The sequence below is a fragment of the Nocardia sp. NPDC052112 genome, assembly GCF_040680135.1.
GTDB lineage: Bacteria > Actinomycetota > Actinomycetes > Mycobacteriales > Mycobacteriaceae > Nocardia.
The window spans coordinates 50,953-73,080 of sequence record NZ_JBFAWD010000030.1 but is presented as its reverse complement, the minus strand read 5'-3'; the positions used below and the strand labels follow the sequence as shown (position 1 = coordinate 73,080).

General features: G+C 66.4%; 20 protein-coding genes and 1 pseudogene. 10 read left to right on the top strand and 11 right to left on the bottom strand.

Annotated elements, in window-relative coordinates; translation table 11 throughout:
* Window positions 1-195: 195 nt before the first annotated feature.
* Window positions 196-828 carry a hypothetical protein gene (locus AB0L58_RS37180; RefSeq protein ID WP_364394832.1) on the top strand — a complete coding sequence of 211 codons (633 nt, stop codon included), beginning with the start codon at window positions 196-198 and terminating at the stop codon, window positions 826-828.
* Between the two features lie 45 nt (window positions 829-873).
* Here the strand turns inward: AB0L58_RS37180 and AB0L58_RS37175 are convergent, their stop codons facing one another.
* Together AB0L58_RS37175 and AB0L58_RS37170 are read right to left on the bottom strand one after the other, a co-directional pair.
* The gene (locus AB0L58_RS37175) at window positions 874-2,169 is read right to left on the bottom strand and encodes a DUF6596 domain-containing protein (protein WP_364394830.1); all 1,296 of its coding nucleotides are present in this window, start codon (window positions 2,167-2,169) and stop codon (window positions 874-876) included.
* 11 nt (window positions 2,170-2,180) lie between these two features.
* Entirely contained in the window at window positions 2,181-2,600 is a 420-nt protein-coding gene (locus tag AB0L58_RS37170; protein ID WP_364394828.1) for a YciI family protein, read from the bottom strand.
* A 185-nt stretch (window positions 2,601-2,785) separates the two neighbouring features.
* Here AB0L58_RS37170 and AB0L58_RS37165 point away from each other — a divergent pair, with 185 nt between their 5' ends.
* Together AB0L58_RS37165 and AB0L58_RS37160 are read left to right on the top strand one after the other, a co-directional pair.
* Complete coding sequence (locus tag AB0L58_RS37165; RefSeq protein WP_364394826.1) at window positions 2,786-4,267, top strand: NAD(P)/FAD-dependent oxidoreductase; 1,482 nt, start codon at window positions 2,786-2,788, stop codon at window positions 4,265-4,267.
* Complete coding sequence (locus AB0L58_RS37160; protein WP_364394824.1) at window positions 4,264-5,958, top strand: GMC family oxidoreductase; 1,695 nt, start codon at window positions 4,264-4,266, stop codon at window positions 5,956-5,958. Before AB0L58_RS37165 ends, AB0L58_RS37160 begins: the two co-directional genes overlap by 4 nt.
* Here the strand turns inward: AB0L58_RS37160 and AB0L58_RS37155 are convergent.
* Window positions 5,945-6,202: pseudogene (locus AB0L58_RS37155) on the bottom strand (acyl-CoA dehydrogenase family protein); the annotation flags it as partial. The gene AB0L58_RS37160 and the pseudogene AB0L58_RS37155 overlap by 14 nt on opposite strands.
* Window positions 6,203-6,397: 195 nt before the next feature.
* Here AB0L58_RS37155 and AB0L58_RS37150 point away from each other — a divergent pair.
* The gene (locus tag AB0L58_RS37150) at window positions 6,398-6,637 is read left to right on the top strand and encodes a hypothetical protein (protein WP_364394898.1); all 240 of its coding nucleotides are present in this window, start codon (window positions 6,398-6,400) and stop codon (window positions 6,635-6,637) included.
* Between the two features lie 29 nt (window positions 6,638-6,666).
* Here AB0L58_RS37150 and AB0L58_RS37145 read toward each other — a convergent pair whose 3' ends face one another.
* Window positions 6,667-6,834, bottom strand: a complete 168-nt coding sequence (locus AB0L58_RS37145; protein ID WP_364394822.1) for a hypothetical protein — start codon at window positions 6,832-6,834, stop codon at window positions 6,667-6,669.
* Window positions 6,835-7,178: 344 nt separating this feature from the next.
* Between AB0L58_RS37145 and AB0L58_RS37140 the strand changes: the two genes are divergently transcribed.
* Window positions 7,179-9,383 carry a molybdopterin oxidoreductase family protein gene (locus tag AB0L58_RS37140; protein ID WP_364394820.1) on the top strand — a complete coding sequence of 735 codons (2,205 nt, stop codon included), beginning with the start codon at window positions 7,179-7,181 and terminating at the stop codon, window positions 9,381-9,383.
* Between the two features lie 36 nt (window positions 9,384-9,419).
* Here AB0L58_RS37140 and AB0L58_RS37135 read toward each other — a convergent pair whose 3' ends face one another.
* From AB0L58_RS37135 to AB0L58_RS37115, 5 genes are all read right to left on the bottom strand, one after another.
* Window positions 9,420-9,806, bottom strand: a complete 387-nt coding sequence (locus AB0L58_RS37135; RefSeq protein ID WP_364394818.1) for a hypothetical protein — start codon at window positions 9,804-9,806, stop codon at window positions 9,420-9,422.
* A 271-nt stretch (window positions 9,807-10,077) separates the two neighbouring features.
* The gene (locus tag AB0L58_RS37130) at window positions 10,078-12,366 is read right to left on the bottom strand and encodes a molybdopterin-dependent oxidoreductase (RefSeq protein ID WP_364394816.1); all 2,289 of its coding nucleotides are present in this window, start codon (window positions 12,364-12,366) and stop codon (window positions 10,078-10,080) included.
* A gap of 46 nt (window positions 12,367-12,412) precedes the next feature.
* The gene (locus tag AB0L58_RS37125) at window positions 12,413-13,387 is read right to left on the bottom strand and encodes an enoyl-CoA hydratase-related protein (protein WP_364394814.1); all 975 of its coding nucleotides are present in this window, start codon (window positions 13,385-13,387) and stop codon (window positions 12,413-12,415) included.
* Between the two features lie 185 nt (window positions 13,388-13,572).
* Complete coding sequence (locus AB0L58_RS37120) at window positions 13,573-14,199, bottom strand: TetR/AcrR family transcriptional regulator (protein ID WP_364394812.1); 627 nt, start codon at window positions 14,197-14,199, stop codon at window positions 13,573-13,575.
* A gap of 42 nt (window positions 14,200-14,241) precedes the next feature.
* A complete protein-coding gene (locus AB0L58_RS37115; protein WP_364394810.1) occupies window positions 14,242-15,132 on the bottom strand; it encodes an alpha/beta hydrolase in 891 nt (296 codons plus the stop codon).
* 136 nt (window positions 15,133-15,268) lie between these two features.
* Between AB0L58_RS37115 and AB0L58_RS37110 the strand changes: the two genes are divergently transcribed.
* Window positions 15,269-17,128: a Na+/H+ antiporter gene (locus AB0L58_RS37110; protein ID WP_364394808.1), complete on the top strand. Its 1,860-nt coding sequence runs from the start codon at window positions 15,269-15,271 to the stop codon at window positions 17,126-17,128.
* Here the strand turns inward: AB0L58_RS37110 and AB0L58_RS37105 are convergent.
* The gene (locus AB0L58_RS37105; protein ID WP_364394806.1) at window positions 17,117-17,674 is read right to left on the bottom strand and encodes a TetR/AcrR family transcriptional regulator; all 558 of its coding nucleotides are present in this window, start codon (window positions 17,672-17,674) and stop codon (window positions 17,117-17,119) included. The genes AB0L58_RS37110 and AB0L58_RS37105 overlap by 12 nt on opposite strands.
* A 217-nt stretch (window positions 17,675-17,891) precedes the next feature.
* Here AB0L58_RS37105 and AB0L58_RS37100 point away from each other — a divergent pair, with 217 nt between their 5' ends.
* The 3 genes from AB0L58_RS37100 to AB0L58_RS37090 are packed head-to-tail and all read left to right on the top strand — an operon-like array spanning window position 17,892 to window position 20,018.
* The gene (locus AB0L58_RS37100) at window positions 17,892-18,527 is read left to right on the top strand and encodes a helix-turn-helix domain-containing protein (protein ID WP_364394804.1); all 636 of its coding nucleotides are present in this window, start codon (window positions 17,892-17,894) and stop codon (window positions 18,525-18,527) included.
* A 5-nt stretch (window positions 18,528-18,532) separates the two neighbouring features.
* The gene (locus AB0L58_RS37095; RefSeq protein WP_364394888.1) at window positions 18,533-19,195 is read left to right on the top strand and encodes an enoyl-CoA hydratase-related protein; all 663 of its coding nucleotides are present in this window, start codon (window positions 18,533-18,535) and stop codon (window positions 19,193-19,195) included.
* A gap of 40 nt (window positions 19,196-19,235) precedes the next feature.
* Complete coding sequence (locus AB0L58_RS37090; protein WP_364394802.1) at window positions 19,236-20,018, top strand: crotonase/enoyl-CoA hydratase family protein; 783 nt, start codon at window positions 19,236-19,238, stop codon at window positions 20,016-20,018.
* 7 nt (window positions 20,019-20,025) lie between these two features.
* On the opposite strand, the gene AB0L58_RS37085 is transcribed toward AB0L58_RS37090, so the two are convergent.
* Entirely contained in the window at window positions 20,026-20,736 is a 711-nt protein-coding gene (locus AB0L58_RS37085) for a dienelactone hydrolase family protein (protein WP_364394800.1), read from the bottom strand.
* Window positions 20,737-20,897: 161 nt separating this feature from the next.
* Between AB0L58_RS37085 and AB0L58_RS37080 the strand changes: the two genes are divergently transcribed.
* Window positions 20,898-22,094 (top strand): lipase family protein, encoded by a 1,197-nt coding sequence (locus AB0L58_RS37080; protein WP_364394798.1) that lies wholly within the window; start codon window positions 20,898-20,900, stop codon window positions 22,092-22,094.
* Window positions 22,095-22,128 lie beyond the last annotated feature (34 nt).

Sequence of the window (22,128 nt, the reverse complement as noted above, 5' to 3'; positions counted from 1 at the left end):
GGATGAGCTCCGAGCTTCGGGTTCGCACCGTTCGGGGTCCCCTCTCGTGTCGGGGTCGGTAATCCCTCGAATCGTCACAGTGACGGTTTGAGGGGTTGTCGAGGGGTCGGGCGAATCGGATTGGTTTCTGGTTATGAGGCCAGTGATTGACGATTGGATCTGTTTTGGGGGTCCAGTTGACGGCAGGCTGGGGTGATGTTGGTTCGGCGGCTGGTGGCGCTTTATATCGGGTTGTGGTTGTACGGGTTTTCGATGGCGGTGATGATTCGGGCCGGGCTCGGGTTGGATCCGTGGGATGTGTTTCATCAAGGGGTGGCCGCGCATGTGCCGATCAGTTTCGGCGCGGTGACGGCGCTGACCGGAGTCGCGGTGCTGTTGGCGTGGATTCCGTTGCGGCAGTGGCCAGGTCTCGGCACGGTGAGCAATGTCGTGGTGATCGGTGTCTCGGTCGATGTCGGGTTGTGGCTGTTGCCGGACTGGGATGTGCTGGCGGTGCGGGTCGGCGCGATGGGTGCCGCGGTGGTTTTGAATGCGCTGGCCACGGTGCTGTATATCGGCGCGGGCATGGGTCCGGGCCCGCGGGATGGACTGATGACTGGACTGGTTCGCCGGACGGGATGGTCGGTGCGGTTGGTCCGGACCGGGATCGAACTGTCGGTATTGACAACCGGCTGGCTCTTGGGCGGCAGCGTTGGTGTCGGCACGGTGGTGTACGCGTTCGGAATCGGTCCGTTGATTCAGGTGATGATTCCTGTCGCGAATCGATATCTGCCGGGATTCCATGCGGATCGACAGGCCGAACCCGACGTTGTTCCGGTGACGCCTTGACCGTGGCCGGTCGAGCCGCCGCGGCGTGCCACAGGCCGATACGGCCTAGGCTTCCCGAAATCTATCCAGGTCGGCGAGTTTGCCGTTGAGCAGGTTGCGCTCCCGGTCGTTGCCGCACAACCCGATAGCGAGTTCGAATTCGGTACGGGCTTCGTTCGTGCGTCCCATTCTCGCGAGCAGTTCGCCGCGGACACTCGACAGGAGATGGGAATTCGGCAGTGCCGCAGATGTTTTGAGTTCGTCGACAACCTCGAGCGCGGCTGCCGGGCCCTGGACCATGGAGACCGCGACCGCGCGGTTGAGGTCGACGATCGGTGATGGGGACAGCCGGCCGAGTGCTTCGTAGAGCAGCACGATCCGGTCCCAGTCGGTGGTGTCGACGGATTCGGCGACGGCGTGGCATTCGGCGATCGCCGCCTGCAAACCGTATGCGCCGAGCCCGCGCCCAACTCCTGCCGCATGTTCGAGCGCGGCCCGTCCACGGCGAATGGCGGCTCGGTCCCAGCGCATTCGATTCTGATCTGCCAATAGCACCGGCTGCCCGCTCGCGTCGGTGCGGGCAGGAAACCGCGCTGCGGTCAATTCCAGGAGTGCCAGCAGGCCGTATATCTCGGGTTCACCCGGTATCAGCCGCGCCAGCACCCGAGCGAGCCGCTGTGCCTCGGCGGCGAGGTCCAGACGGATCAGATTCGCTCCGGAAGTGGCCGAGGAGCCTTCGGTGAAGATCACGTAGATGACGTTCAGCACCGCGCCGAGTCGTGCTCCGCGCTCCTCGGCAGGGGGTAGTGCGAACGGGACCTTCGCCGCCGCAAGGGTTTTCTTGGCGCGGGTGATCCGCGCCTGCACGGTCGCCGTGGGCACCAGGAATGCCTTGGCGATCTCGTCGCTGGTCAAGCCGCCGACCACCCGCAGCGTCAGGGCGACCTGTGCCGCACGGGACAACACCGGGTGGCAGGAGACGAACATGAGCGCGAGCACGTCGTCGTCGATCTGATCCGGATCCCAGAGTGGCTCCGCGCCGGGCAGTTCCGAGGGTGGCGCGCCGGTGGCCGTCCCGCCCTCGCCCAATTCGTGGGCGAGGGCGCGATACCGGTCGTCGCGGGTGGCCCGGCGGCGGAAGGTGTCGATGGCCCGCCGCCGGCCGACGGTGAGCAGCCAACCGGCGCGATTGTCCGGCACGCCGTCGCGTGGCCAGGTCACCAGCGCTTCGGCCAATGCCTCCTGGGCCAGGTCCTCGGCCAGCGCGAAATCGCCGGTGTAGCGGGCCAGCGCACCGATGATGCGCGCGGATTCGATTCGCCACACCGCGGCCACCGCATCACGGCCGGTGGAGTCGACCATGTTTCAGCGGCTCACAGCTGCCCGGTGGCCTCGCGCCAGGCGCGTTCCTTCTGGATCCACTCGTTGTCCTGTGGGAATTCGTCGATGGTGGTGACGCGCCGGATCTCTGTCTTGAATCCGGGGCCGAAGGACGGTGCCCGCTTGGCCCATTCGATGGCCTCTTCCTTGGAGGTGACGTTCAGGATATAGAAACCGCCGAACAGCTCTTTGGTCTCGCCGTAGGGTCCATCGGTGATCAGCGGCGGGTCGGACGCGAAGTCCACCACCACGCCCTGCTCAGCCTCGGCCAGTCCCTCGGCAGCGAGCAGCACCCCGGCGCGGATCATTTCTTCGTTGAATCGCCCGACGGATTCGAGCAGCTTCTCGAAGTCGGTCCCGGCCATGGCCGCATTTCCCTCGTCGCTGGCGCGCCAGATCAGCATGTACTTCACGGTCGTCCTCCTTGTCGCGGGTCCTGTCCGACCCTCTCACGCGGAGGTCGAACGACGACTACGACAGATCGACATGGCTGCGAAAAAGATCACGGAATCTGGACCTCGCCTGATGGCCGAAAATGTTGATTTCCTGGCCGCGGCGCTCTCTCGGCAACCGTGTCGCCGTTCCTACAGTTATCGACATGACCAGCACTCCGTCCGTGCTCATCGTCGGCGCCGGATTCGGCGGCCTCGCGGCCGCGCTCGAGCTGAAGCGCCGCGGCCACGACGCCTTCACCATCATCGATAAGGCCGACGGGCTCGGCGGGGTCTGGCGGGACAATACCTATCCCGGTGCCGCCTGCGACGCGCCGTCGGATCTGTACTCGTTCTCCTTCGCGCCGAATGCGCACTGGCCGAAGCGATTCGCCGAACAGCCCGACATCCTCGCCTATATGCACGATGTCGCGCGCCGCTACGACCTCGGCAGGCACATGCGATTCGGGGTCGAGGTCGACTCGGCGGATTTCGATGCCGACCGTGGCGTCTGGCAGGTGCGCACGAGCGCGGGTGCGGTGCTCGAGGCGGATGTCTTCGTGCCGGCGGTGGGTCAGCTGTCGCGTCCGGTGTGGCCGAATATTCCGGGCATGGATTCGTTCACCGGGGACGCGTTCCATTCGGCGCGGTGGGATCACGATGTCGAGCTGTCCGGTAAGCGGGTCGCGATCATCGGCACCGGTGCCAGCGCGATTCAGATCATTCCGGCGATTCAGCCGAAGGTCGAACAGTTGACGGTCTTTCAGCGGTCGGCGCCGTGGATCATTCCGAAGATCGAAAGCTATTACGCACCACCGAAACTCAATGCGCTGGACAAGCTGTCGATCGCGGCGAGGTTTCCGCTGATCCAGCGCGCGGAGCGGTTCGGCTGGTACTCGTTCTACGAGTTGGTGACTTCCGGCCTGGAAGGCAACGGCCGCATCGCCGATGTGATCTCCGGGTGGGCGGACCGGCATCGGGCCACGCAGATCTCCGATCCCGAACTGCTGGCGAAGATGACCCCGGATTACGCGGCGGGCTGTAAGCGCGGGCTGATGGCGAGCAATTACTACCCGGCGGTGTCGCAGCCGAATGTGCACGTGGAGACCTCGCCGATCGCCGAGATCACACCGACTGGTGTGCGCACCGAGGACGGTAGGCGCTACGAGGTCGATGTGATCGTGTACTGCACCGGATTCAAGGCGACAGAGTTCCTGGCGCCCATGACGATTCGCGGTATCGGCGGCAAGGAGCTGCGCGAGGTGTGGTCGGGCGGCGCGCGGGCGTATCAGGGCCTGACCGTGCCGCATTTCCCGAATATGTTCATCATGTATGGGCCGAATACCAACCTCGGCGCGGGCTCGATCATCTACATGCATGAGCGGCAGGCGCGTTATCTGCGTCAAGCGGTCGAGCATTTGCGCGGGACCGGTGGTTATCTGTCGGTGAAGCCGGAGGTGGAGGCGCGGTTCGACGAGGAGATCCAGGGCCGGCTCGAACATACGGTGTGGACCAAATGCACCAGTTGGTACCGGGAGACCAGCGGTCGGGTGACGACGAACTGGCCTGGCCGGATGAGCGAATACGACAAGCGGACGCATTTCGATGTCCGCGACTACGAGCTGGTTCGCGCGGAAGGTAAGGCATGACGCACTATGACGTGCTGGTGATCGGTTCGGGTTTCGGTGGCAGTGTCAGCGCGTTGCGGTTGACCGAGAAGGGATATCGGGTCGGTGTCCTGGAGACCGGGCGGCGCTTCGCTGATGACGAATTCGCCGAGAACTCCTGGCATCTGCGCGAGTATCTGTGGGCGCCGAAGTTGGGCTGCTTCGGTATTCAGCGGATGACGCTGCTGAACGACACCTTCATCATGAGCGGCTCCGGTGTCGGTGGTGGGTCGCTGGTGTATGCGAATACGCTGTACGAGGCACCGGATACCTTCTACGGCGATAAGCAGTGGGCGCATATCACCGATTGGAAGTCCGAGCTGGCACCGCATTACGACCAGGCCAAGCGCATGCTGGGGGTGACGACCAATCCGGCGACCACGCCGTCGGATCGGGTGTTGCGGGAGGTCGCCGAGGAGATGGGTATCGGCGATACGTATCGTCGGACGCCGGTCGGAGTGTTGTTCGCCGATGCGGAGACTCGGCCCGGCGCCGCGGTCGCGGACCCGTTCTTCGGTGGTGTCGGGCCCGAGCGGCGCTCGTGTACGCATTGCGGCGAGTGCATGACCGGGTGTCGCCACGGTGCGAAGAACACCCTGGTGAAGAACTATCTGTATTTGGCGGAGCGGGCGGGTGCGACCGTGCATCCGTTGACGACGGCGGTGTCGGTGCGACCGCTGGCCGATGGTGGGTACGCGGTCGATACCGTGCGCACCGGACGCTGGGTTCGCAAGGCGAAGCAGACCTTCACCGCCGACCAGGTGGTGTTCTCCGCGGCCGCTCTCGGCACCCAGCAGTTGCTGCACGATCTGCGGGATCGCGGTGTGCTGCCGAATATTTCGCCGCGCCTGGGGTATCTGGCGCGCACGAATTCCGAGGCGGTGTTGGCGGCGCGGTCGCGCGACAAGAGTTCGGACTTCACCAAGGGGGTCGCCATCACCTCCTCGATCCATCCGAACTCCTACACCCATGTGGAGCCGGTGCGTTACGGCAAGGGCAGCAATTTCATGGGTCTGCTGACGACGGTGCTGGTCGACGGGCAGGAGGGGAAGCGACGCTGGGTGCTGGGTCTGCGGCAGCTGGTGCGGTATCGGCGGGATCTGTTGCGCATGCACAATCCGGCGCACTGGTCCGAGCGGATGATCGGGCTGCTGGTCATGCAGAATGTCGACAACTCGATCATCACCTATAACAAGCGCGGTCTGTTCGGTCTGCGGATGACCACCAAACCCGGTGCCGGACAGGCGCCTCCGACGTGGATTCCGGAAGGTAACGAGGTCACCCGGCGGGTCGCCGAGAAGATCAACGGTATTCCGCAGGGCTCCTGGACCGAGCTGGCGAATATCCCGATCACCGGCCATTTCATCGGTGGTTGCGCGATCGGCGACTCCCCCGCCACCGGTGTGGTAGACCCGTATCAGCGGCTGTACGGTTACGAGGGCTTGCACATCGTCGACGGTTCGACGATTTCGGCGAATCTCGGGGTGAATCCGTCGTTGACCATTACCGCACAGGCCGAGCGCGCGATGTCGTTGTGGCCGAACAAGGGTGAACAGGATCAGCGTCCGTCGCTGGGTGCGCCGTATCGGCGCATCGATGCGATCGTGCCGAAGAATCCGGTGGTGCCGGAGTCGGCGCCTGCGGCGTTGCGGTTGCCGATCACTCCGGTCTAGCGGCGACGCCTTTGGGTTCGCGTTGGCTCATGAAGCCGAAGAGGTAGCCGGCGATGCGGCGCATCTGGATTTCTTCGGTGCCCTCGGTGATGCGGTAGCGGCGGTGGTGGCGGTAGATGTGTTCGAACGGGGTGTGGCGGGAGTAGCCGAGGCCGCCGTGGATCTGCATGGCGCGGTCGGCGGCTTCGCAGCACAGGCGGTTGGCCCAGTAGTTGCACATCGATACCTGTTCGGAGACGGCGAAGGTGCGGTCGGTGCACCGGGCAGTTCGGATGGGGCGAGTCGGGGGTCGATGGTGTGCAGGGTGGCCATGGCCGCACCGACCTGTTCGGCCACTCGGTCGCCGGTCCCCTCGGCGTGTACCAGGCGTAAGACCTTGCGCGGCACGGTCTCGCCGTCGATGTGTTCCGACACCAGAAACGGTGCGCCGGTGTAGGCGGTGTCGGTGCAGACGGCGACGACGGGGTGGTACCGGCACACCGTGCGCACGGGCCAGTTCGCGCACAGCGGCTTCGACGGTGACCGGAGTCAGTTCGATGGCGTTCGGTACGAGGGTGGCGACCAGCCGCAGGGTGCGGGTGTTCGGTTCGGCGTCGAATGCGATATTGGTGCGGCGGGCACCGGTGGACAGTCCGCTGATATTCGAGATCTGCACCGGTTGGCCGAATTCTGTGCGTAGAAAGCGGGCGAGTCCCGCCGCTTGCGCTGTCACACGCCCTCCCATGTGTCGTATCCGGGTTCGGCGATCCGCAGATCCGCGCGCACGACGTCGACCAGGGCCTGCCAGAGCGTGTCATCGTCGCCGTCGGGTACCGCTGCGAGCAGATCCTGTTCCTGTTGCGCGGCTTCGGCGCCGAGTTCGATTTCCCGTTGCACGATCCGCGCGATATTGGCACCGACTCGCGCCTGGTGCCGCAATGCCGGATCGAGGGCGCGGGCAGCAGTGTGTCCTCGAGCAGTTCGGCGAGTGCCGCCATAAGTTCGGCGGCGGAGGGACGATATTGCATGGTTACGAAATCCGTTCGCGCATAACGACTTCCGAAGTCTCTGCCGATGCCGGTCGGCATCGCGGACCGTGCGGGCGTGATCGACGGTACGGCAACCCATCCCGTGCCGACGGGGGAATCCGCGGGGACGGGCTCGATCGGAACGGTATACCCGACACCCAGCCGCCGCTACGATGAGACGGTAACTCTCTCAATGGTGTGGAGGAACACGGAATGGGCGCTACCACCGTCGCTCGGCAATGCACATTGTGTGAGGCGCACTGCGGGATTCTGGTGACCGTCGAGGATGATCAGGTCACACGGATCGAGGGCAATCCGGACGATGTGCTGTCGCAGGGGTACATCTGCCCGAAGGCGACCGCGATGGGTGGGCTGCACCACGATCCGGATCGGTTGCGCACACCGATGCGGCGAGTCGGTGACCGGTTCGAGCCGATCGGATGGGACGAGGCGTTCGCCGAGATCGGGCAGCGGCTGCGGCAGGTGCGCCGCGAACACGGGGCCAGCGCGATCGGGATGTACCTGGGAAATCCGGCCGCGCACAGTTCATCGGTGATCTACGGCGCGCTGCTGCGTGCGGTGCTGTCCACGCGGAACTTCTTCTCGGCATCCTCGATCGACCAGTTTCCGCAGGAGTTCGCGGCGTGGCGGATGTTCGGGTCGAATGTGTTGATGCCGGTGGCCGATATCGATCGCACCGATCGACTGGTGGTCATGGGCGCCAATCCGGCGGTGTCGAACGGTTCGGTGACCACCATGCCCAATGCGAAGCAGCGCATTCGAGATGTGCGCAAACGCGGCAAGGTGGTCGTGATCGATCCGCGGCGCACCGAGACCGCGCGGCTGGCCGACGAGCACGTGGCGATCGCACCCGGTGGTGACGTGTACCTGCTGCTGGCGATGTTGCAGGTGCTCGTCGATGAAAAGCTGTGTGATGACAGCGGGATTCGCGCGCAGTGCACCGGTTGGGACGAGTTGCAGGCCCTGGTCGCCGAGGTGACACCAGAGTTCGCCGCCGCGCTCACCGGTGTCGATGCCGAAACGATTCGGCGGCTGGCGCGCGAGCATGCGGCAGCGGATTCGGCCTTGCTGTATGCCCGGATCGGGGTGTGCCACCAGGTGACCGGCACGCTGACACATTGGCTGGTCAACACCATCAACGCGGTGACCGGGAATCTGGATCGGCCGGGCGGGCAGATGTTCGCGACGCCGCCGATCGATGCGCCGCGATTCGGGAAATATCTGCCGGTGGGACACGGGTCGTGGACGGACCGCTCCGGCACCTACAAGTCGTTCCGTTCGGAGTTGCCGGTCGCGGTGCTCGCCGATGAGATCCTGACCGAGGGTGCCGGGCAGATCCGCGCGATGATCACCTACGCCGGTAATCCGGTGCTGTCGACGCCGCAGCGCGGCAAACTCGACGCCGCGCTGGACTCGCTGGATTTCTATGTGGCCGTGGATATGTATGTCACCGAGACGACCCGGCACGCGGACATTATCCTGCCGCCGATCTCCCCGCTGGAGCGCGCGGATGTGAATATTCTGTTCCCGGTGTTCAGTGTGCGGAACAATCTGCGCTACGACGCCCGCGTTTTCGAACCTCCGGCCGATGGACTCGAGGACTGGCAGATTCTCGCGCGGTTGATCACCGAGGTGCTGGCGTTGCCCGCGCGCCGGTTCACCGCACGGGCGGTCAATGCGCTGTTGGCGCAGCTCAGTCCGATGCGGTTGACGACCGTCGGGGTGGCCGCGGGTCCCTATGGGGTGCTGCGGCGCGGTCGCAACGGGTTGTCCGTGGCGAAGGTGCGCGCCGCGGCCGGGGGTATCGATCTCGGTCCGTTGCAGCCGCGATTGCGTACGTTGATCGCGACCGAGGACCGCAAGGTACACCTCGCGCCCGACGATTTCGTCACGGCCGCACGGGAATTGCTCGACGACGCACGCCGCGGCAATGCGCTGACCGCGCCCGCCGAGGGCTACGACCTCAAACTCATCGGGCGCCGCCATCTGCGTAGCAACAACTCCTGGCTGCACAATGTGCCGTCGATGGTGAAGGGCCGCGACCGCTGCACCGCGCTCATGCATCCCGCCGACGCGGCCGAGCGCGCCCTCACCGACGGCACGCCCGTCGCGGTCACTTCCCGCACCGGCTCGATTGTGGTCACCCTCGAGGTCAGCGACGATATCCGCCCCGGCACCATCGCCATCCCGCACGGCTGGGGGCACCGCGAACCCGGCGTCGGCTGGCAAGTGGCCGCGTCCCTGCCCGGTGCCAATGTCAACCTGCTGCACGACCCGTCGCTCACCGACACCTTCTCCGGGAACGCTGCGGTCAACAACACGTGGGTGACGGTCGGCCCGGCGTCCACTGTGCCGACGGCATCGGATATCGATCGGGAGCCTGCGCCGACTTCGTGATGGGGCAGCATCTCGATGCGCGCGTCTGCACGCCGATCATGGTGTTTGGACGGTGACGCGGTAGCCGAGGCGGAGTTCTCTGGCAGGGTGGGCGGCGGCGGTGAGATGGAGCCAGCGATGCAGCCCGGCGCGCGGGTCGGGGACGTAGGCCGCGTGGGTGTGGGTGATGCCGAACGGGAAGTTTCCGGATGCGGCGGTGGCGGTGGCGGTCATCAGATGCATCTCCGACCACAGACATGGTTCGGCAGCGTCCTCGGGCAGGGGGCGGGTGTTCGGAAGGAAGAAGCCGAACTGTTCGGCGGGAGCTCCGGCGGAATGGACGAGCGTGCCGGTCACGAACAGGCGTACGGTTCCGGTGTGCACCACGCAGTGGGGTGTCAAGTGCAGGGGTGGGGCAGGTTGCAGCTCGAGCCGGAAAACCATGCGCCGACTCTACGGTGTGGTCATGTGCGCCAAAAGCACTGGAGCGTGACAAAGTTCGGTTGCTCACAGTCCCCGGTCGGTGCCTATGCCGAATTGTCCGATCTGGGCGAATCTGTCGGATCACACAGAATCGGCGCGGACAGTGATGCCTGGTTCAACCGGCCGGGCAGCTCGTGCGACGGGAAACTCGAGCTCGGTGACACAGCCGTGAACCACGAGCGGATCTGTCAGCGACGGTATCGCTGACAGACCCTGAGTCTGCGGCCGACAGCTACGCGTCGCGAAGCGGTTCGATGCGGGCGGGAACATGTTTGTGCCACGGTGTTCCGGCAATCGCGTCGCGCCAACCGGCGTCGGTGAGTTCGTTCGCTGCCACACCGGTGCGGGTGCCGTCGGGTAGGTCCAGCCCCAACCCGTTGGGCAGTGAGGCGTGTCCGGGCCGCATGCGGTCGTTGACTTCGACCGTTGCGACGGCGCTGCCGCGCCGGGTGGTGATGCGGGCGTGGTCACCGGTGGACAGGCCGAGGGCGGTGGCATCGTCGGGGTTGAGGCGCAACGCGCCCTCCGGATCGCGCCGCCGCCAGCTGTTGTCGCGGAAAATGGTGTTGGCGGTGAAGGAACGTCGTTCCCCGGCCGCCAGGACGAAAGGATATTCGGGGCTGGTATGCGTGGTGGGTGTGGTGGGGAGTTCGCGCAGCGCGTGCAGCAATTCCGGGATCGCCAACGGAATTCGCGTGTGTGGTAGATAGTCCCAGGCGTCGGGATAGTCGTCGACGGTGAAGGTGACCCCGGAGCGGCCCGCGAGGATGGCGTCGAAGAGCTTATCGGCATTCGGATGCCCCGCACGGCGCATAGCGGCCGGATGTAGCTTCGCGACGCGCTGCGCCAGCGCCCACAGCACGGCGGCCGAGCGCGCACCATCGGGCAGGGTCGGGCCGAGGGTTTCGTAGAGCAGGTAGGGGGCCAGGCCCCCGATCTTCTTGTTCGTGGCCAACAGTGCGGCGAAGGCCATGGCGTAGGGGCGGCGGCCGAGTTTCGCGGCAGTGCGTAGTACCGCCAGCTCGGTGCGCCCGACGATACCGAGTTCGCGGATCAGGCGCGCGTAGATCTCGGGTTCGGGCAGTGTGCCCGGTAGCGGGTCGAGTACCGGTGCGCGCAGATGGAACGTGTTGTGGGGGAACTCCAGATTGAAGAAGGTGGCCTCCCACTTCTCGAACTGGCTGGCCGCGGGGAGCACATAGTCGGCGTGACGTGCGGTTTCGGTGAGGGCGACATCGATGACCACCACCAGCTCCAGCGCGTCCAGTGCGGCGCGGAAGGCGGCCGAATCGGCGAGTGAATGCGCGGGATTCGCGGATTCGACGATCATCGCCCGGAACCGGTCCGGGTGGTCGGTGCGGATTTCCTCGGCGATCGAGTTGCACGGCACCATGCCGCCGAGAATCGGTGCGGCGGTCACCGGGCTGCGTTTGATGTCGCGGCTGTAGCCCGCCAACGGCGCCATCCACGAATGTGGTTGCATGGCACCGGGTTTGGCGAAATTGCCGGTGAGCAGCCACAGCAGTTTATTCAAGTAGGAGATCAGGGTGCTGTTGGGGCTCTGCTGGACGCCCAGGTCCTCATAGGTGGCGACGCTGCTCGCGGTGCCGATCCGGTGGGCGGCGGTGCGCAGCAGGGCCTCCGGCACACCGCAGATTTGGGCGTACGCCGCGACATCGATATCGCGCAGTACCGCGGTGACGGTGGCGAGCTGGTCGGTGTGTTCGGTGAGGAATGCGTGATCGAGCAGATCGTCGCGCACCAGCACGGCGAGCATCGCGGCCAGACACCAGGCGTCGGTGCCGGGGCGCACCTGCAGATGGATATCGGCGAGATCGGCGGTTTCGGTGCGCACCGGATCGAGCACGATCATGGTGCGGGCCGGATCCTTGGCGATCTGCTGCAGAACGGTGCGGGCGCGCGGCACACCATGCGACTGCCAGGGATTCTTGCCGAGGAATACCGAAACCTCGGCGTGTTCGAAGTCGCCGGTGGTGTGGCCGCCGGTCAGATGCGCGTCGACCCAGCCCTCACCGGTTTTCTCCTGGGCGAGCGCGGTGGAGCGGTAGCGACTGCCCAGTGCGCGGCGTAGCGCGCCGCTGTAGGCGCCGCCGAGGTGGTTGCCCTGTCCCCCGCCGCCGTAGAAGAAGATCTTGTCGCCGCCATAGCTGTTCTTGACCTCGGTGAGCCGTGCGGCGACCTCCGAAATCGCGGTATCCCAGTCGATTTCGGTGAAACTGCCGTCGGGTTCGCGGCGCAGCGGGGTGGTCAGGCGGGTGCCGCCGTTCTGGTAGTGGTCCAGGCGCAGCGCCTTGTTGCAGGTGTATCCGGCCGAGGCGACGTGGTCCTTGTCGCCGCGGATCTTGGCGAAGCTGCGTCCGTCGAGTTGGATCAGCAGCCCGCAGTTGTTCTCACACAGGATGCAGGCGCTCTTGTGCCATTGCTGTTGCGCCACAGCAGTATCGCGCTCGGGTCGCACACTGTTCTCGGCTCGGCTGCCGTGCTGTGTGGCGGTACTCATCGATGCTCCTGTGGGTTGTCCTCGAGCGGGATAGGCGGCATTGTGCTCATCGACTGGTCTGGTCGACGCGGGTACCGTCGACCCACGCCTTCGGTTCGGCGAGGAACGGTGTGTCGCCGAGCCGGGCCAGATCGTCGAAGAAGGCGTCCTGGGTGCGGGTGGCCGCCGTACTGCTGCCGGTGGACAGGAATGCGGCGAGTTCGTGATCAAGACCGCGTGACAGCGACTTGTCGGCGCCGAAGTAGATGGCGCGTTTGAGCTCCGCGATCACGACCGGATTGCGTGCGGCCAGACGTGCCGCGGTGGCCTCGGTTTCTGCGAGCAACTCGGGTTCGGCGGTCAGCCGGTGCACCAGGCCCAAGCGCAGGCCTTCCTGCGCGCTGAGCGGTCCACCTTCCAAGGTCAGTTCGATCGCCTTGGCCGCGCCGATCAGCCGCGGCAGGCGCTGGGTTGCGCCACCTCCGGGAATGAGGTTCGCGATGGATTCGATCTGACCGAGTTTGACGTGCTCGGCGTCGGCGGCATACCGGATATCGCAGGCCAGGGCGATCTCGTGGCCACCGCCGAGTGCGGGACCATTGATCGCGGCGAGGTAGACCACGCGCGACCGGTTCATCCGCATGGTCGTTCGCTTCCAGCGGTAACCCCATACCATGCCGATGCCGAGACCACCGCCGAAACGCTCCAGCAGCTGCGCCGCACCTGGTACCCGCAGACTGGTATTGAGCACCGGGATCAGCGGCGCCACCGCGCGGGCCGGGAGGAACGGATGCGGCATCGCGAGCATGCCGGTGAGTGCGCTCGGATCGGCGTGGGTCAGGAACCTCCCGGGCAGACCGCCCGTCAGCACGATCGCACCGACCGTGTCATCGGTGTCGGCCGCGCTGGTGAGTAGATCCAGATCCCGTACGACCGCGGGGGTGACGAAGTTCAGCGGCGGCGCGACGACGGTCGCGGTGAGCACTCTCCCGTTGCGGGCCAGCTCGATCGTCTCCAGGTCGAGTTCGGCTGCTCGCGACATCGGCGTCTCCTCGGGTCCACGACGGGGCACGGTGATTACCCGCACCCGACGCTGATTATGGTCCTCACCATAATCGGGGTGTCAAGAGCCTACCCGGTGGAAACGGTCCGTCGCGTAGCCAGAAAACGGGTCTGAGCGTGCAGTTTCCGCACCATTTATCGCGCCGGATCCAGCTGTCGGGCCGGCTACTGCTCCGACGCGCCGACAGCGCTCGCGAGGTGGGCTTGCAATTCGCGGACGGTGTCCTCGAGTGGTGCGGTGGCACGCTCGACGCGACACAGCGCGATCGCCCCCTCGACGGCGGCGACGGTGAGAGTGGCCAATCGGCGCGAACGCACCGGATCGAGGCCGTGCCGGATGAGCAGATCGGTGAGTGCGGTATTCCAGCGGGCGAAGATCTCCGCGGCGGATGCGGCGAATTCCGGTGCGTCGTCGTTGGTTTCGACGGCGACGGCGAAAATCGGGCAGCCCGCACGGTAATCGCTGTCGAGTAGGGTTCGGCGCCAGAACGCGACGAACATATCCAGCGCGGTCGTCGGATCGTACTCGCGGGTGATCGTTTCGATGAACTCCGACATCGAACCACCGGCCGCGCTGAGCGCGTCGGTGATCAACTGGGCGCGACCTCCGGGAAAGTGGTGATAGACCGACCCACGGGGCGCTCCGGTATGTGCCAGCACCCGGTCCACGCTGGTGGCGCTCGCACCGTGGATGCGCAGGGATTCGATCGTGCCCTCGATCATCCGCCGCCGTGCGTCACGCAGCCGTGGGCGCGCCGGAGCCTCCTTATTCGATCGGCGTGTCGCTGCCATGTAGTCATAGTATGGGACCCGCCATAACGGCGAGGTGTTCGTCTATTGCACGCGGCTGGTGTGGAAATCCAGTACCGCGGCCAAGGTCTCCCCGGGTGCCTCGAGCTGTGGGTAGTGGCCGACCTCGGGCAACTCGACCACATCCGGATCCGCCATCAGCTCGCGGTAGCGGCGCACCATGTGCGCACCCGACGCCGGGTCGAGCAGACCGTCGATCAGCCGGACCGGAACAGTCGTGTCGACCAGCGCGCCCACCCAGCGCGCCCGGTTCGCCCTGCGCTCACCCATATAGCGGATCAGCTTGTGCCCGTTGCTCTTCCCGTGCTTGCTGCACCACAGGATCCAGAACTGGTCGAGTTCGTGGGTACTGGGTCGGGTGTGGGGACCGAAGACCCCGGCGAGGCTGCGGCGGAAGACCCGCTCGGTGCCCAGCACTCCGACCAGTGGTCCCAGCGGACTCGCCAGCAGTTTCTGCGCCGGGCGCGCATGGTGGGTCTCCGGAAACAGTCCGCCGTTGAGCAGGCACACCGATTCGATCACCAGCGAGTCGTCGCCGTCGGCGCGGCGCTGTGCGTCGCGTGCCAGCAACTCCTGGGCGACGGTATCGCCGTAATCGTGGGCCAGGATGTGCGTGCGGGTGATCCCCTGTTCACGCAGCAGATTCTCGTGGATATCGGCCTGGTCGGCGATCCGGTAGTCGTAGTTGCGGGGCTTGGCCGACCAGCCGAAGCCGATCATATCCGGGGCGATGACCCGCGCGAACCGCTCGCGCAGACCCGGCCAGATCGCATGCCAGTCCCAGGATGCGGTGGGGAAACCGTGGATACAGAGCAGATTTCCGGCGCCGTCACCGGCGCTGTCCTGCCAGAAGATCTGATGGCCGCGGTGGGTGTGCCGCCGACCGTTCGCCCGCCAGGACGCAAACTCTTCCATGTCTACCTCCTTCGTGCCGACAACTATTGCGCGCGAAGGCTACCGCCACAGGCTTTCCGGGGAACCGATCACGCTGTTCGTGTCACATACCGCACGGTCTTTTCGAGCCGGGTGTTTGCTCTGCGAGAATGCCACAGTGCATGTCGCGATCGGCTTCGTTGTTCTAGTCGCGTCGGCGGCGTCGCTCGCGGCGCTCGCGCGACGGTTCGGGATATCCGAACCGCTGGTGTTGACGCTGGCCGGGGTGGTCGCGTCGTATGTGCCGCATGTTCCGGAGGTCCACCCGGACCCCGAGGTCATCCTGTTGGGTTTCCTGCCGCCGCTGCTCTACACCTCGGCGATCCGCACATCACTGGTCGACTTCCGGGCCAATGCGCGCACCATCGCGCTGCTGTCGGTGGGTTTGGTGCTGTTCAGCACGTTCGCGGTCGCGGGGGTGGTGTGGTGGCTGCTGCCGGTGCCCTTCGCGGTGGCGGTGGCCCTGGGCGCGGTGGTCGCGCCGACCGATGCGGTGGCCGCCACCGGGATCGCGCGGCGCATCGGCATGCCGCGCCGGATCGTCACCATCCTCGAAGACGAGTCGATGTTCAACGACGCCACCGCCCTGGTGACGGTGCGCACCGCGGTGGCGGCGGCCGCGGGCACGGTGTCGGTGTGGAAGGCCGGTGGCGATTTCCTGCTCGCCGCGGGCGGCGGTGCGGCGGTGGGCATCGTGGTCGCCTACCTGCTGGCGATGCTGCGGCGGCGGATCACCGATCCGGTGCTGGACACCACGCTGTCGTTCCTGGCGCCGTTCCTGGCGTATCTACCCGCCGAGGGGATCAATGCCTCCGGTGTGATCGCGGTGGTGACCTGTGGCATGGTGCTGGGCCACGGTGCGCCGGTGTGGCAGAGCGCCGCCTCCCGGATCGCCGAACGCACCAATTGGCGCACCATCCAATTCATTCTGGAAAGCGTCGTGTTCCTGATCATCGGGCTGCAGATGCGCGCGATCATCGAGGGCGCGTGGAACAGCGGCCTCGACCACGGCACTCTGATCGTGGCGGCGGTGGCGGTCATGTCGGCGGCGATGCTGTCGCGGCCGCTGTGGGTGTTCCCGGTTACGGCGCTCTCCCGCAAACTCGGATTGTCGAATGCCGATGTGCCGCTGAGTCATCCGGTGGTGGTGTCGTGGGCGGGTATGCGCGGAGTGGTCACCCTGGCGGCGGTGCTGCTGCTGCCCGCCGACACCCCACAGCTGCCGGTGCTCAAACTGCTCGCGCTCGTCGTGGTCGCGGGAACGCTACTGCTGCAAGGGACCTCGCTGCCGTGGGTGGTGCGGCGGCTGCATGTGCGCGGTCCCAGTCGCGCGGAAAACGCACTGCAGAAGGCGAACCTGCTACAGCAGGCGAGCGCGGCCGGACTGGCCGAACTGGATAAGCACATCACCCCCGATACGCCGCAGAGTGTCATCGACTCACTGCGCGACCGGGTCACCTGGAAGACCAACGCCGCGTGGGAGCGCTTGGGCCGCTCGGAATCGGAGCTGGCGACACCGACCGCCGAATACCGTCGGCTGCGTCTGGAAATGTTGCGCGCGGAACGGGAAACGGTACTGCGCGTACGGGATTCGGGGGGCGCGGACTACGAGATCCTGCAGTATGTGCTGTCCCGGCTCGATCTCGAGGAATCGATGATCGACCGCTTCGACGAAACCGAAGAGGAGCGCATCGAACCGCTGGCCGCGCCCGCGGCGGCCGACACCTGCGCGCACCTGCAGCAGGCGCCGCTGGTACGCGAGCCCACCGAGCCCGACGAATGCCGGGAATGCATCGCGGAGGGATACACCTGGGTGCATCTGCGCATGTGTCTGACCTGCGGGCATGTCGCCTGCTGTGATTCCTCGGTGGGCAATCACGCGACCAAACACTATGGCAGCACCGGACATCCGGTGATGCGCAGCGTGGAACCGGGCGAGGCGTGGCGGTGGTGCTATGTGGACGAGCTACTGGGCTGAACGGCGGGTGTGGGAGTAGATCAGCCGCGCATACTGGGCCAGCAGCTGGTCCAGGGAAATGTTCTCCCCGCCGTCGGCGATCTGCTGGTATCCGATCAGCATCGACATGCCGAGTGCGGTGACCACCGCGGTGGTCTCCTCATCGCCGACAACGCCTTTGATGGCCTTGTGCACGGTGCGGCGGCGCGATTCGTCGACCCGCTTGAGCGCCAGATTCACCGATTCGTCATTGGCGGCCCAGGCGCGGATCGCGGCCTCGGCGGCGTGGTGCAGGCCGGAGGCGAGATCGGACATGGCGCGGATGTCGTCGTCGGGATTGCCCTGGTTGAAGTTCAACGTGCGCAGAATGATGACCTGGCGGTTCTCCCAGTGCTCGAGCAGCGCGTCCACGAAGCCCTGCCAGCTGCCGAAATGGTGGTAGAACGAACCGCTGGTGACGCCGAGTCGGCGGCACAGCACGCCGATATTGAGGCCCTTGAAGCCGAGTTCGGCCAGCACCTCCAGAGCGGTGTCGAAGTACTGCTCCTTGGTGACCACTCGTGACATTCGCAGGCGCCGTTTCTGTTCGTGCGGGCAAGGCGGAGGACCAGACAGTACCTCATCGTATTGCCGTCGCGCTGAAACCTCGACGAAGTCCGTGCGGCGGCGTCGCGGTCCCGCGAAAGTACCCGTGACCGGGAGAAACATGCAGGGCCGGAACGGGAATGGGCTTGCGGGAGGGTGCCCTTTCATTACAGAGCGGTTGCTCTGTTATAGTCGTGGCATGCCCCGCCCGCGGACCCACGACCCCGACACCGTGCTCGATGCCGCGGAGTCGCTGGCGGTGCGCTCGGGTCCCGCCGCGGTCACCATCCGGGCCGTCGCGACGGCGACCGGGGTGTCCAACGGCGCGATCTACCACACCTTCGGCTCGCGGGCGGAACTGCTCGGACGCAGCTGGTTACGGGCGGCGGGGCGGTTTCTGCGGATGCAGACCGAGTCGGTCGAGGCGCATCTGGCCGCCCCCGACGCCACCCCGCACTCGTCGGAGGCCATCGAGGCGGTGGTGGCCGCGGCCGAGACACCGGTGGAGTTCGCGCGGCGCTACCCGGATTCCTCGAAACTGCTGCTGACCGTCTCGCGCGCGGAACTGCTCGGCGACGAACTGCCCGAACCGGTCGCCACCGAACTCGCCGGAACCGATGACGCGCTGGTGGGACTGATCATCCGCCTGTCGCGCGCCCTGTGGGGCCGCGGTGATGCCGCCGCGGTCGATGTGATCACCACCTGCATCGTCGATCTGCCGACCGGCATCCTGCTGCGTCGCGACCGGATCGCGAAACCCATTGCCCGCCAACATCTGCGTGCCGCCGTGCGCGCGGTACTCGCCGTCGGCCCACCCGATCGACACCCGGAGTAAGGAATATCATGAGCACACTGAGCTACCACGAAAAGATCGCCGTCCTGGACCTCGGCGATGACGAAAACCGTTTCACCCCAGAGTTTCTCGACGCCGTCAACGCCCACCTCGACACCGCGCTCGCCGAAGGCGCACACGGCTTGGTGACCACCGCGAGCGGCAAGTTCTACTCCAACGGCCTCGACCTGGACTGGCTGGTCGCCAACGGTGACCGCACCCAGTGGTACATCGGCCGGGTGCAGGCCCTGTTCGCCCGCGTGCTCACCCTGCCCATCCCCACCGCCGCGGCACTGCCCGGTCACGCCTTCGGCGCCGGCGCCATGCTCGCCCTCGCCCACGACTATCGGGTGATGCGCGCCGACCGCGGCTTCTTCTGCCTGCCCGAGGTCGATATCCGGATACCGTTCACCCCGGGCATGGCCGCGCTGATCCAGTCCAAGCTGACGCCCAAGGCCGCGGTGGCCGCGATGACCACCGGTCGCCGCTTCGGCGGCATCGATGCCTCGGGCCTCGATATCGTCGACGCCACCGCCGGCGAAGGCGCGGTCGCCACCACCGCCCTCGCGATGCTCGCCCCGATCGGCGGCAAGGACCCCGACACACTGGGAGCGATCAAGAACACCATGTTCGGCCCGGTCGTCGCCGAGCTGACCGAATCCGGTTCGTAAACGGTAGGGTTTCGCCGACAATTCGACAGAGGAGCCCGACATGACCGAGGCCGCCACCCTGCAACGCCAGGGCCATATCGCGATCATCACGCTCAACCGGCCCGAGGCGATGAACGCGGTGAACTCCGCGCTCTCGATCGCCGTCGGCGCGGCACTCGAGGAGTTGGCGGCCGACCGGGACCTGCGCGTCGGGGTGATCACCGGGGCGGGTCGCGCCTTCTGCGCGGGCGCGGACCTCAAGGAACTGGCTCGCGGCAACGGAATTCACGATCCGCGGCATCCGGAGTACGGATTCGCCGGGCTGGTCCAGCATTTCATCGACAAACCGCTCGTCGCGGCGGTCAACGGCTTCGCCCTCGGTGGTGGCACCGAGATCGTCTTGGCCTGTGACCTCGCGGTGATGAGCGCCGACGCCGAACTCGGACTGCCCGAGGTCACCCGTGGGCTGTTCGCCGCAGCGGGAGGTGTACTGCGGCTGCCGCGCCAGATCCCGCCCAAGATCGCCCACGAGATGGTGCTGACCGGAGCTCCGATCGATGCCGCGGCGGCCGCGCACTGGGGACTGGTCAACCGGGTCGTCCCGGCCGATCAGGTGCTGCCCACCGCGGTGGAACTCGCCGAAACGATCGCCGCCAACGCGCCGCTGTCGGTACGCGCCTCCAAGCGAATCATGCACCGCGGCAACGAATTCGGCTCCGACTGGGATTCCCCGATCTGGGAGATGAGCTTGCGGGAGGCGGCGCCGATCTTCGCCAGCACGGACGCGCTGGAAGGGCCGCGCGCCTTCGCGGAGAAGCGTGCGCCGCGCTGGCGCGGGGAATGAGCAAGCGCTACTCGTCGGATCCGGTCGTTTCCGTCAGGTGTTTGTCGAAGAACGCGAAGATGCGGTGCCAGGCGTCGCGGGTGGCCTCCGCGTCGTAGCCGAGACCGGCGACCCGCAGGATCGGGTCGATACCGAAGACGTTCGCGAACCCGTGCATGGTGCCCGGATAGGTTTTGATGTCGTGTTCGACGCCGAGGTCGGTCAGCGCGCGATCGAGCTTGCCGCCCGCGCCGACGAGTGAGGCGTCGAGCCGGGCGTAGCTGGCCACCACCGGACAGGCGCCATCGAGTTGGGCGCGGTAGTCGCCGTAGAGGCCCGGATAGAACGGTGCGGACGCGTCGAAACCCATTGGTGCGGTGAGCAATGCGAAGCCGCCGCCCATGCAGAAGCCGATGACCGCGGTCTTGCCGGTGCAGTCGGGATCGGCGACGAGCCGGTCGCGGGCGGCCAGGATCTCGCCGATCGTCGCGCTGGCGCCGGTGAAGACCAGCGACCGCATCACCGCACGGATACAGCGCACCCGGCCCTTGGCGAACAGGTTCGGGGCAATCGTGAGATAGCCGTAGTCGGCGAGCATTTCGACATTGCCGCGCAGATCCGCGCCGAAGCCGACGCCGTCGTGGAGCACCACGACTCCCGGCCACGGGCCGTCCCCGCTCGGCCGGGCCAGAATCGCCTCGACAGCGCCGTCCGGTGCGTCGAGCTCGATGGTGTTCATGCCAGCAATGTAGGCCACTGTCCCAGACGTGTACAGCCATCGGTGGCTATCGCGTGGCGAGCCCCGTGGCGCAATTCGGATTTCGGCGTTGATCGGGAATCGCCGCGCGTCGTGGCCGCCGTTGGTTTAACCTCTGCCGACGCGGTGTCCCCGGTCAGCGCGTGGTTCGAGCGAAAGGCGAGGTGTTCATGTTCCGGCTGCCGTGGCGCGTGCTCGCCGCCGCGACCACCCTGGCGCTCACCGTATTCGCGGCCTCGCCCCTCGTCGCGGCCGACAGCGGTGACTACGCCGAATTCGATCCCGATCCGACCGGCGACGCCTACCTCGATCAACATTTCCCCACCGACGGGCTGCCCAACGGCGCGATCCTGTCGTCGCGATCGGTGCAGATCCTGCCGCCGCTGGCCGCCACCTCCGACTTCGACGCCTGGCAGGTGTGGTTCAAATCCACTGCCGCCGACGGCACGTCGATCGCCGCGATCACCACGATCATGAAACCGAAGACCTGGAACGGGCGCGTCGTCGGCAACAACTACGCGATCGACAGCGTCGGGCTGCGATGCAACCCGTCCTACCAGCTGACCCATGAGGTCTCCATCGAGGCGCCCGATATCACCCGCCAATTGCTCGGGCGCGGTTACGCGGTCGTGATGACCGACTACCAAGGCCCCAAGATGGCCTACGCGCACGGGCCCACCCAGGCCCGCGAAGTGCTCGACGGAATCCGTGCCGCACAACAGTTTCCGGCGGCCGGACTCGCGGGCAGTCCCACCACGATGATCGGCTACAGCGGCGGTGCGATCGCCACCGTATGGGCGGCACAGCTGCAGCCCAGCTACGCCCCCGAGTTACGGATCCTCGGCGCCGCCGCCGGAGGCACACCCGCCGACCTGAGCCTGCTGCGCAAGACGATGGACGGAAAACCGCCCGCCGCGGCGCTGTATCTGATGGCGGCGCTCGGGGTCGCCCGAGCCACACCCGAGGCGTTCGATCTGCTCAACGACCTCGGAGTGCGCACCGCACAGGAGAACAAGAACCTCTGCTCCAACGCCGCCCTCCTCGGTGCCGCCCCGGTGGCGCTACGCACGCTGACCAGAGTCGACCCGTACCCGACCGAGGTCGTCCAGCGGATCTACCGCGAAACCAAGGCCGGCGGACCGACCCCGACGATGCCGATCTACTTGTGGCACGGCATCTTCGACGAATGGATTCCGGCCTCCGGTGCGCAGGCACTACAGCAGCAGTGGCAGAACGCCGGTGTGGACATATCACTCACCCTGCTCCCATGTGACCACCTCACCTGTGCCTTCACCCCCGGTGCGATCGATCGGATCGACACGTGGATGGGCGTTGCCTGAGCGCATCGGCCCTCATCGAAGAAGCGCTCGCGCG

Bases quoted from the DNA above. Each gene is read 5' to 3' on its own strand.
- AB0L58_RS37180 (WP_364394832.1), top strand. From the start codon at position 196: ATGTTGGTTCGGCGGCTGGTGGCGCTTTATATCGGGTTGTGGTTGTAC.
- AB0L58_RS37175 (WP_364394830.1), bottom strand. From the start codon at position 2,169: ATGGTCGACTCCACCGGCCGTGATGCGGTGGCCGCGGTGTGGCGAATC.
- AB0L58_RS37165 (WP_364394826.1), top strand. From the start codon at position 2,786: ATGACCAGCACTCCGTCCGTGCTCATCGTCGGCGCCGGATTCGGCGGC.
- AB0L58_RS37160 (WP_364394824.1), top strand. From the start codon at position 4,264: ATGACGCACTATGACGTGCTGGTGATCGGTTCGGGTTTCGGTGGCAGT.
- AB0L58_RS37140 (WP_364394820.1), top strand. From the start codon at position 7,179: ATGGGCGCTACCACCGTCGCTCGGCAATGCACATTGTGTGAGGCGCAC.
- AB0L58_RS37135 (WP_364394818.1), bottom strand. From the start codon at position 9,806: ATGGTTTTCCGGCTCGAGCTGCAACCTGCCCCACCCCTGCACTTGACA.
- AB0L58_RS37130 (WP_364394816.1), bottom strand. From the start codon at position 12,366: ATGAGTACCGCCACACAGCACGGCAGCCGAGCCGAGAACAGTGTGCGA.
- AB0L58_RS37125 (WP_364394814.1), bottom strand. From the start codon at position 13,387: ATGTCGCGAGCAGCCGAACTCGACCTGGAGACGATCGAGCTGGCCCGC.
- AB0L58_RS37120 (WP_364394812.1), bottom strand. From the start codon at position 14,199: ATGGCAGCGACACGCCGATCGAATAAGGAGGCTCCGGCGCGCCCACGG.
- AB0L58_RS37115 (WP_364394810.1), bottom strand. From the start codon at position 15,132: ATGGAAGAGTTTGCGTCCTGGCGGGCGAACGGTCGGCGGCACACCCAC.
- AB0L58_RS37105 (WP_364394806.1), bottom strand. From the start codon at position 17,674: ATGTCACGAGTGGTCACCAAGGAGCAGTACTTCGACACCGCTCTGGAG.
- AB0L58_RS37100 (WP_364394804.1), top strand. From the start codon at position 17,892: ATGCCCCGCCCGCGGACCCACGACCCCGACACCGTGCTCGATGCCGCG.
- AB0L58_RS37090 (WP_364394802.1), top strand. From the start codon at position 19,236: ATGACCGAGGCCGCCACCCTGCAACGCCAGGGCCATATCGCGATCATC.
- AB0L58_RS37085 (WP_364394800.1), bottom strand. From the start codon at position 20,736: ATGAACACCATCGAGCTCGACGCACCGGACGGCGCTGTCGAGGCGATT.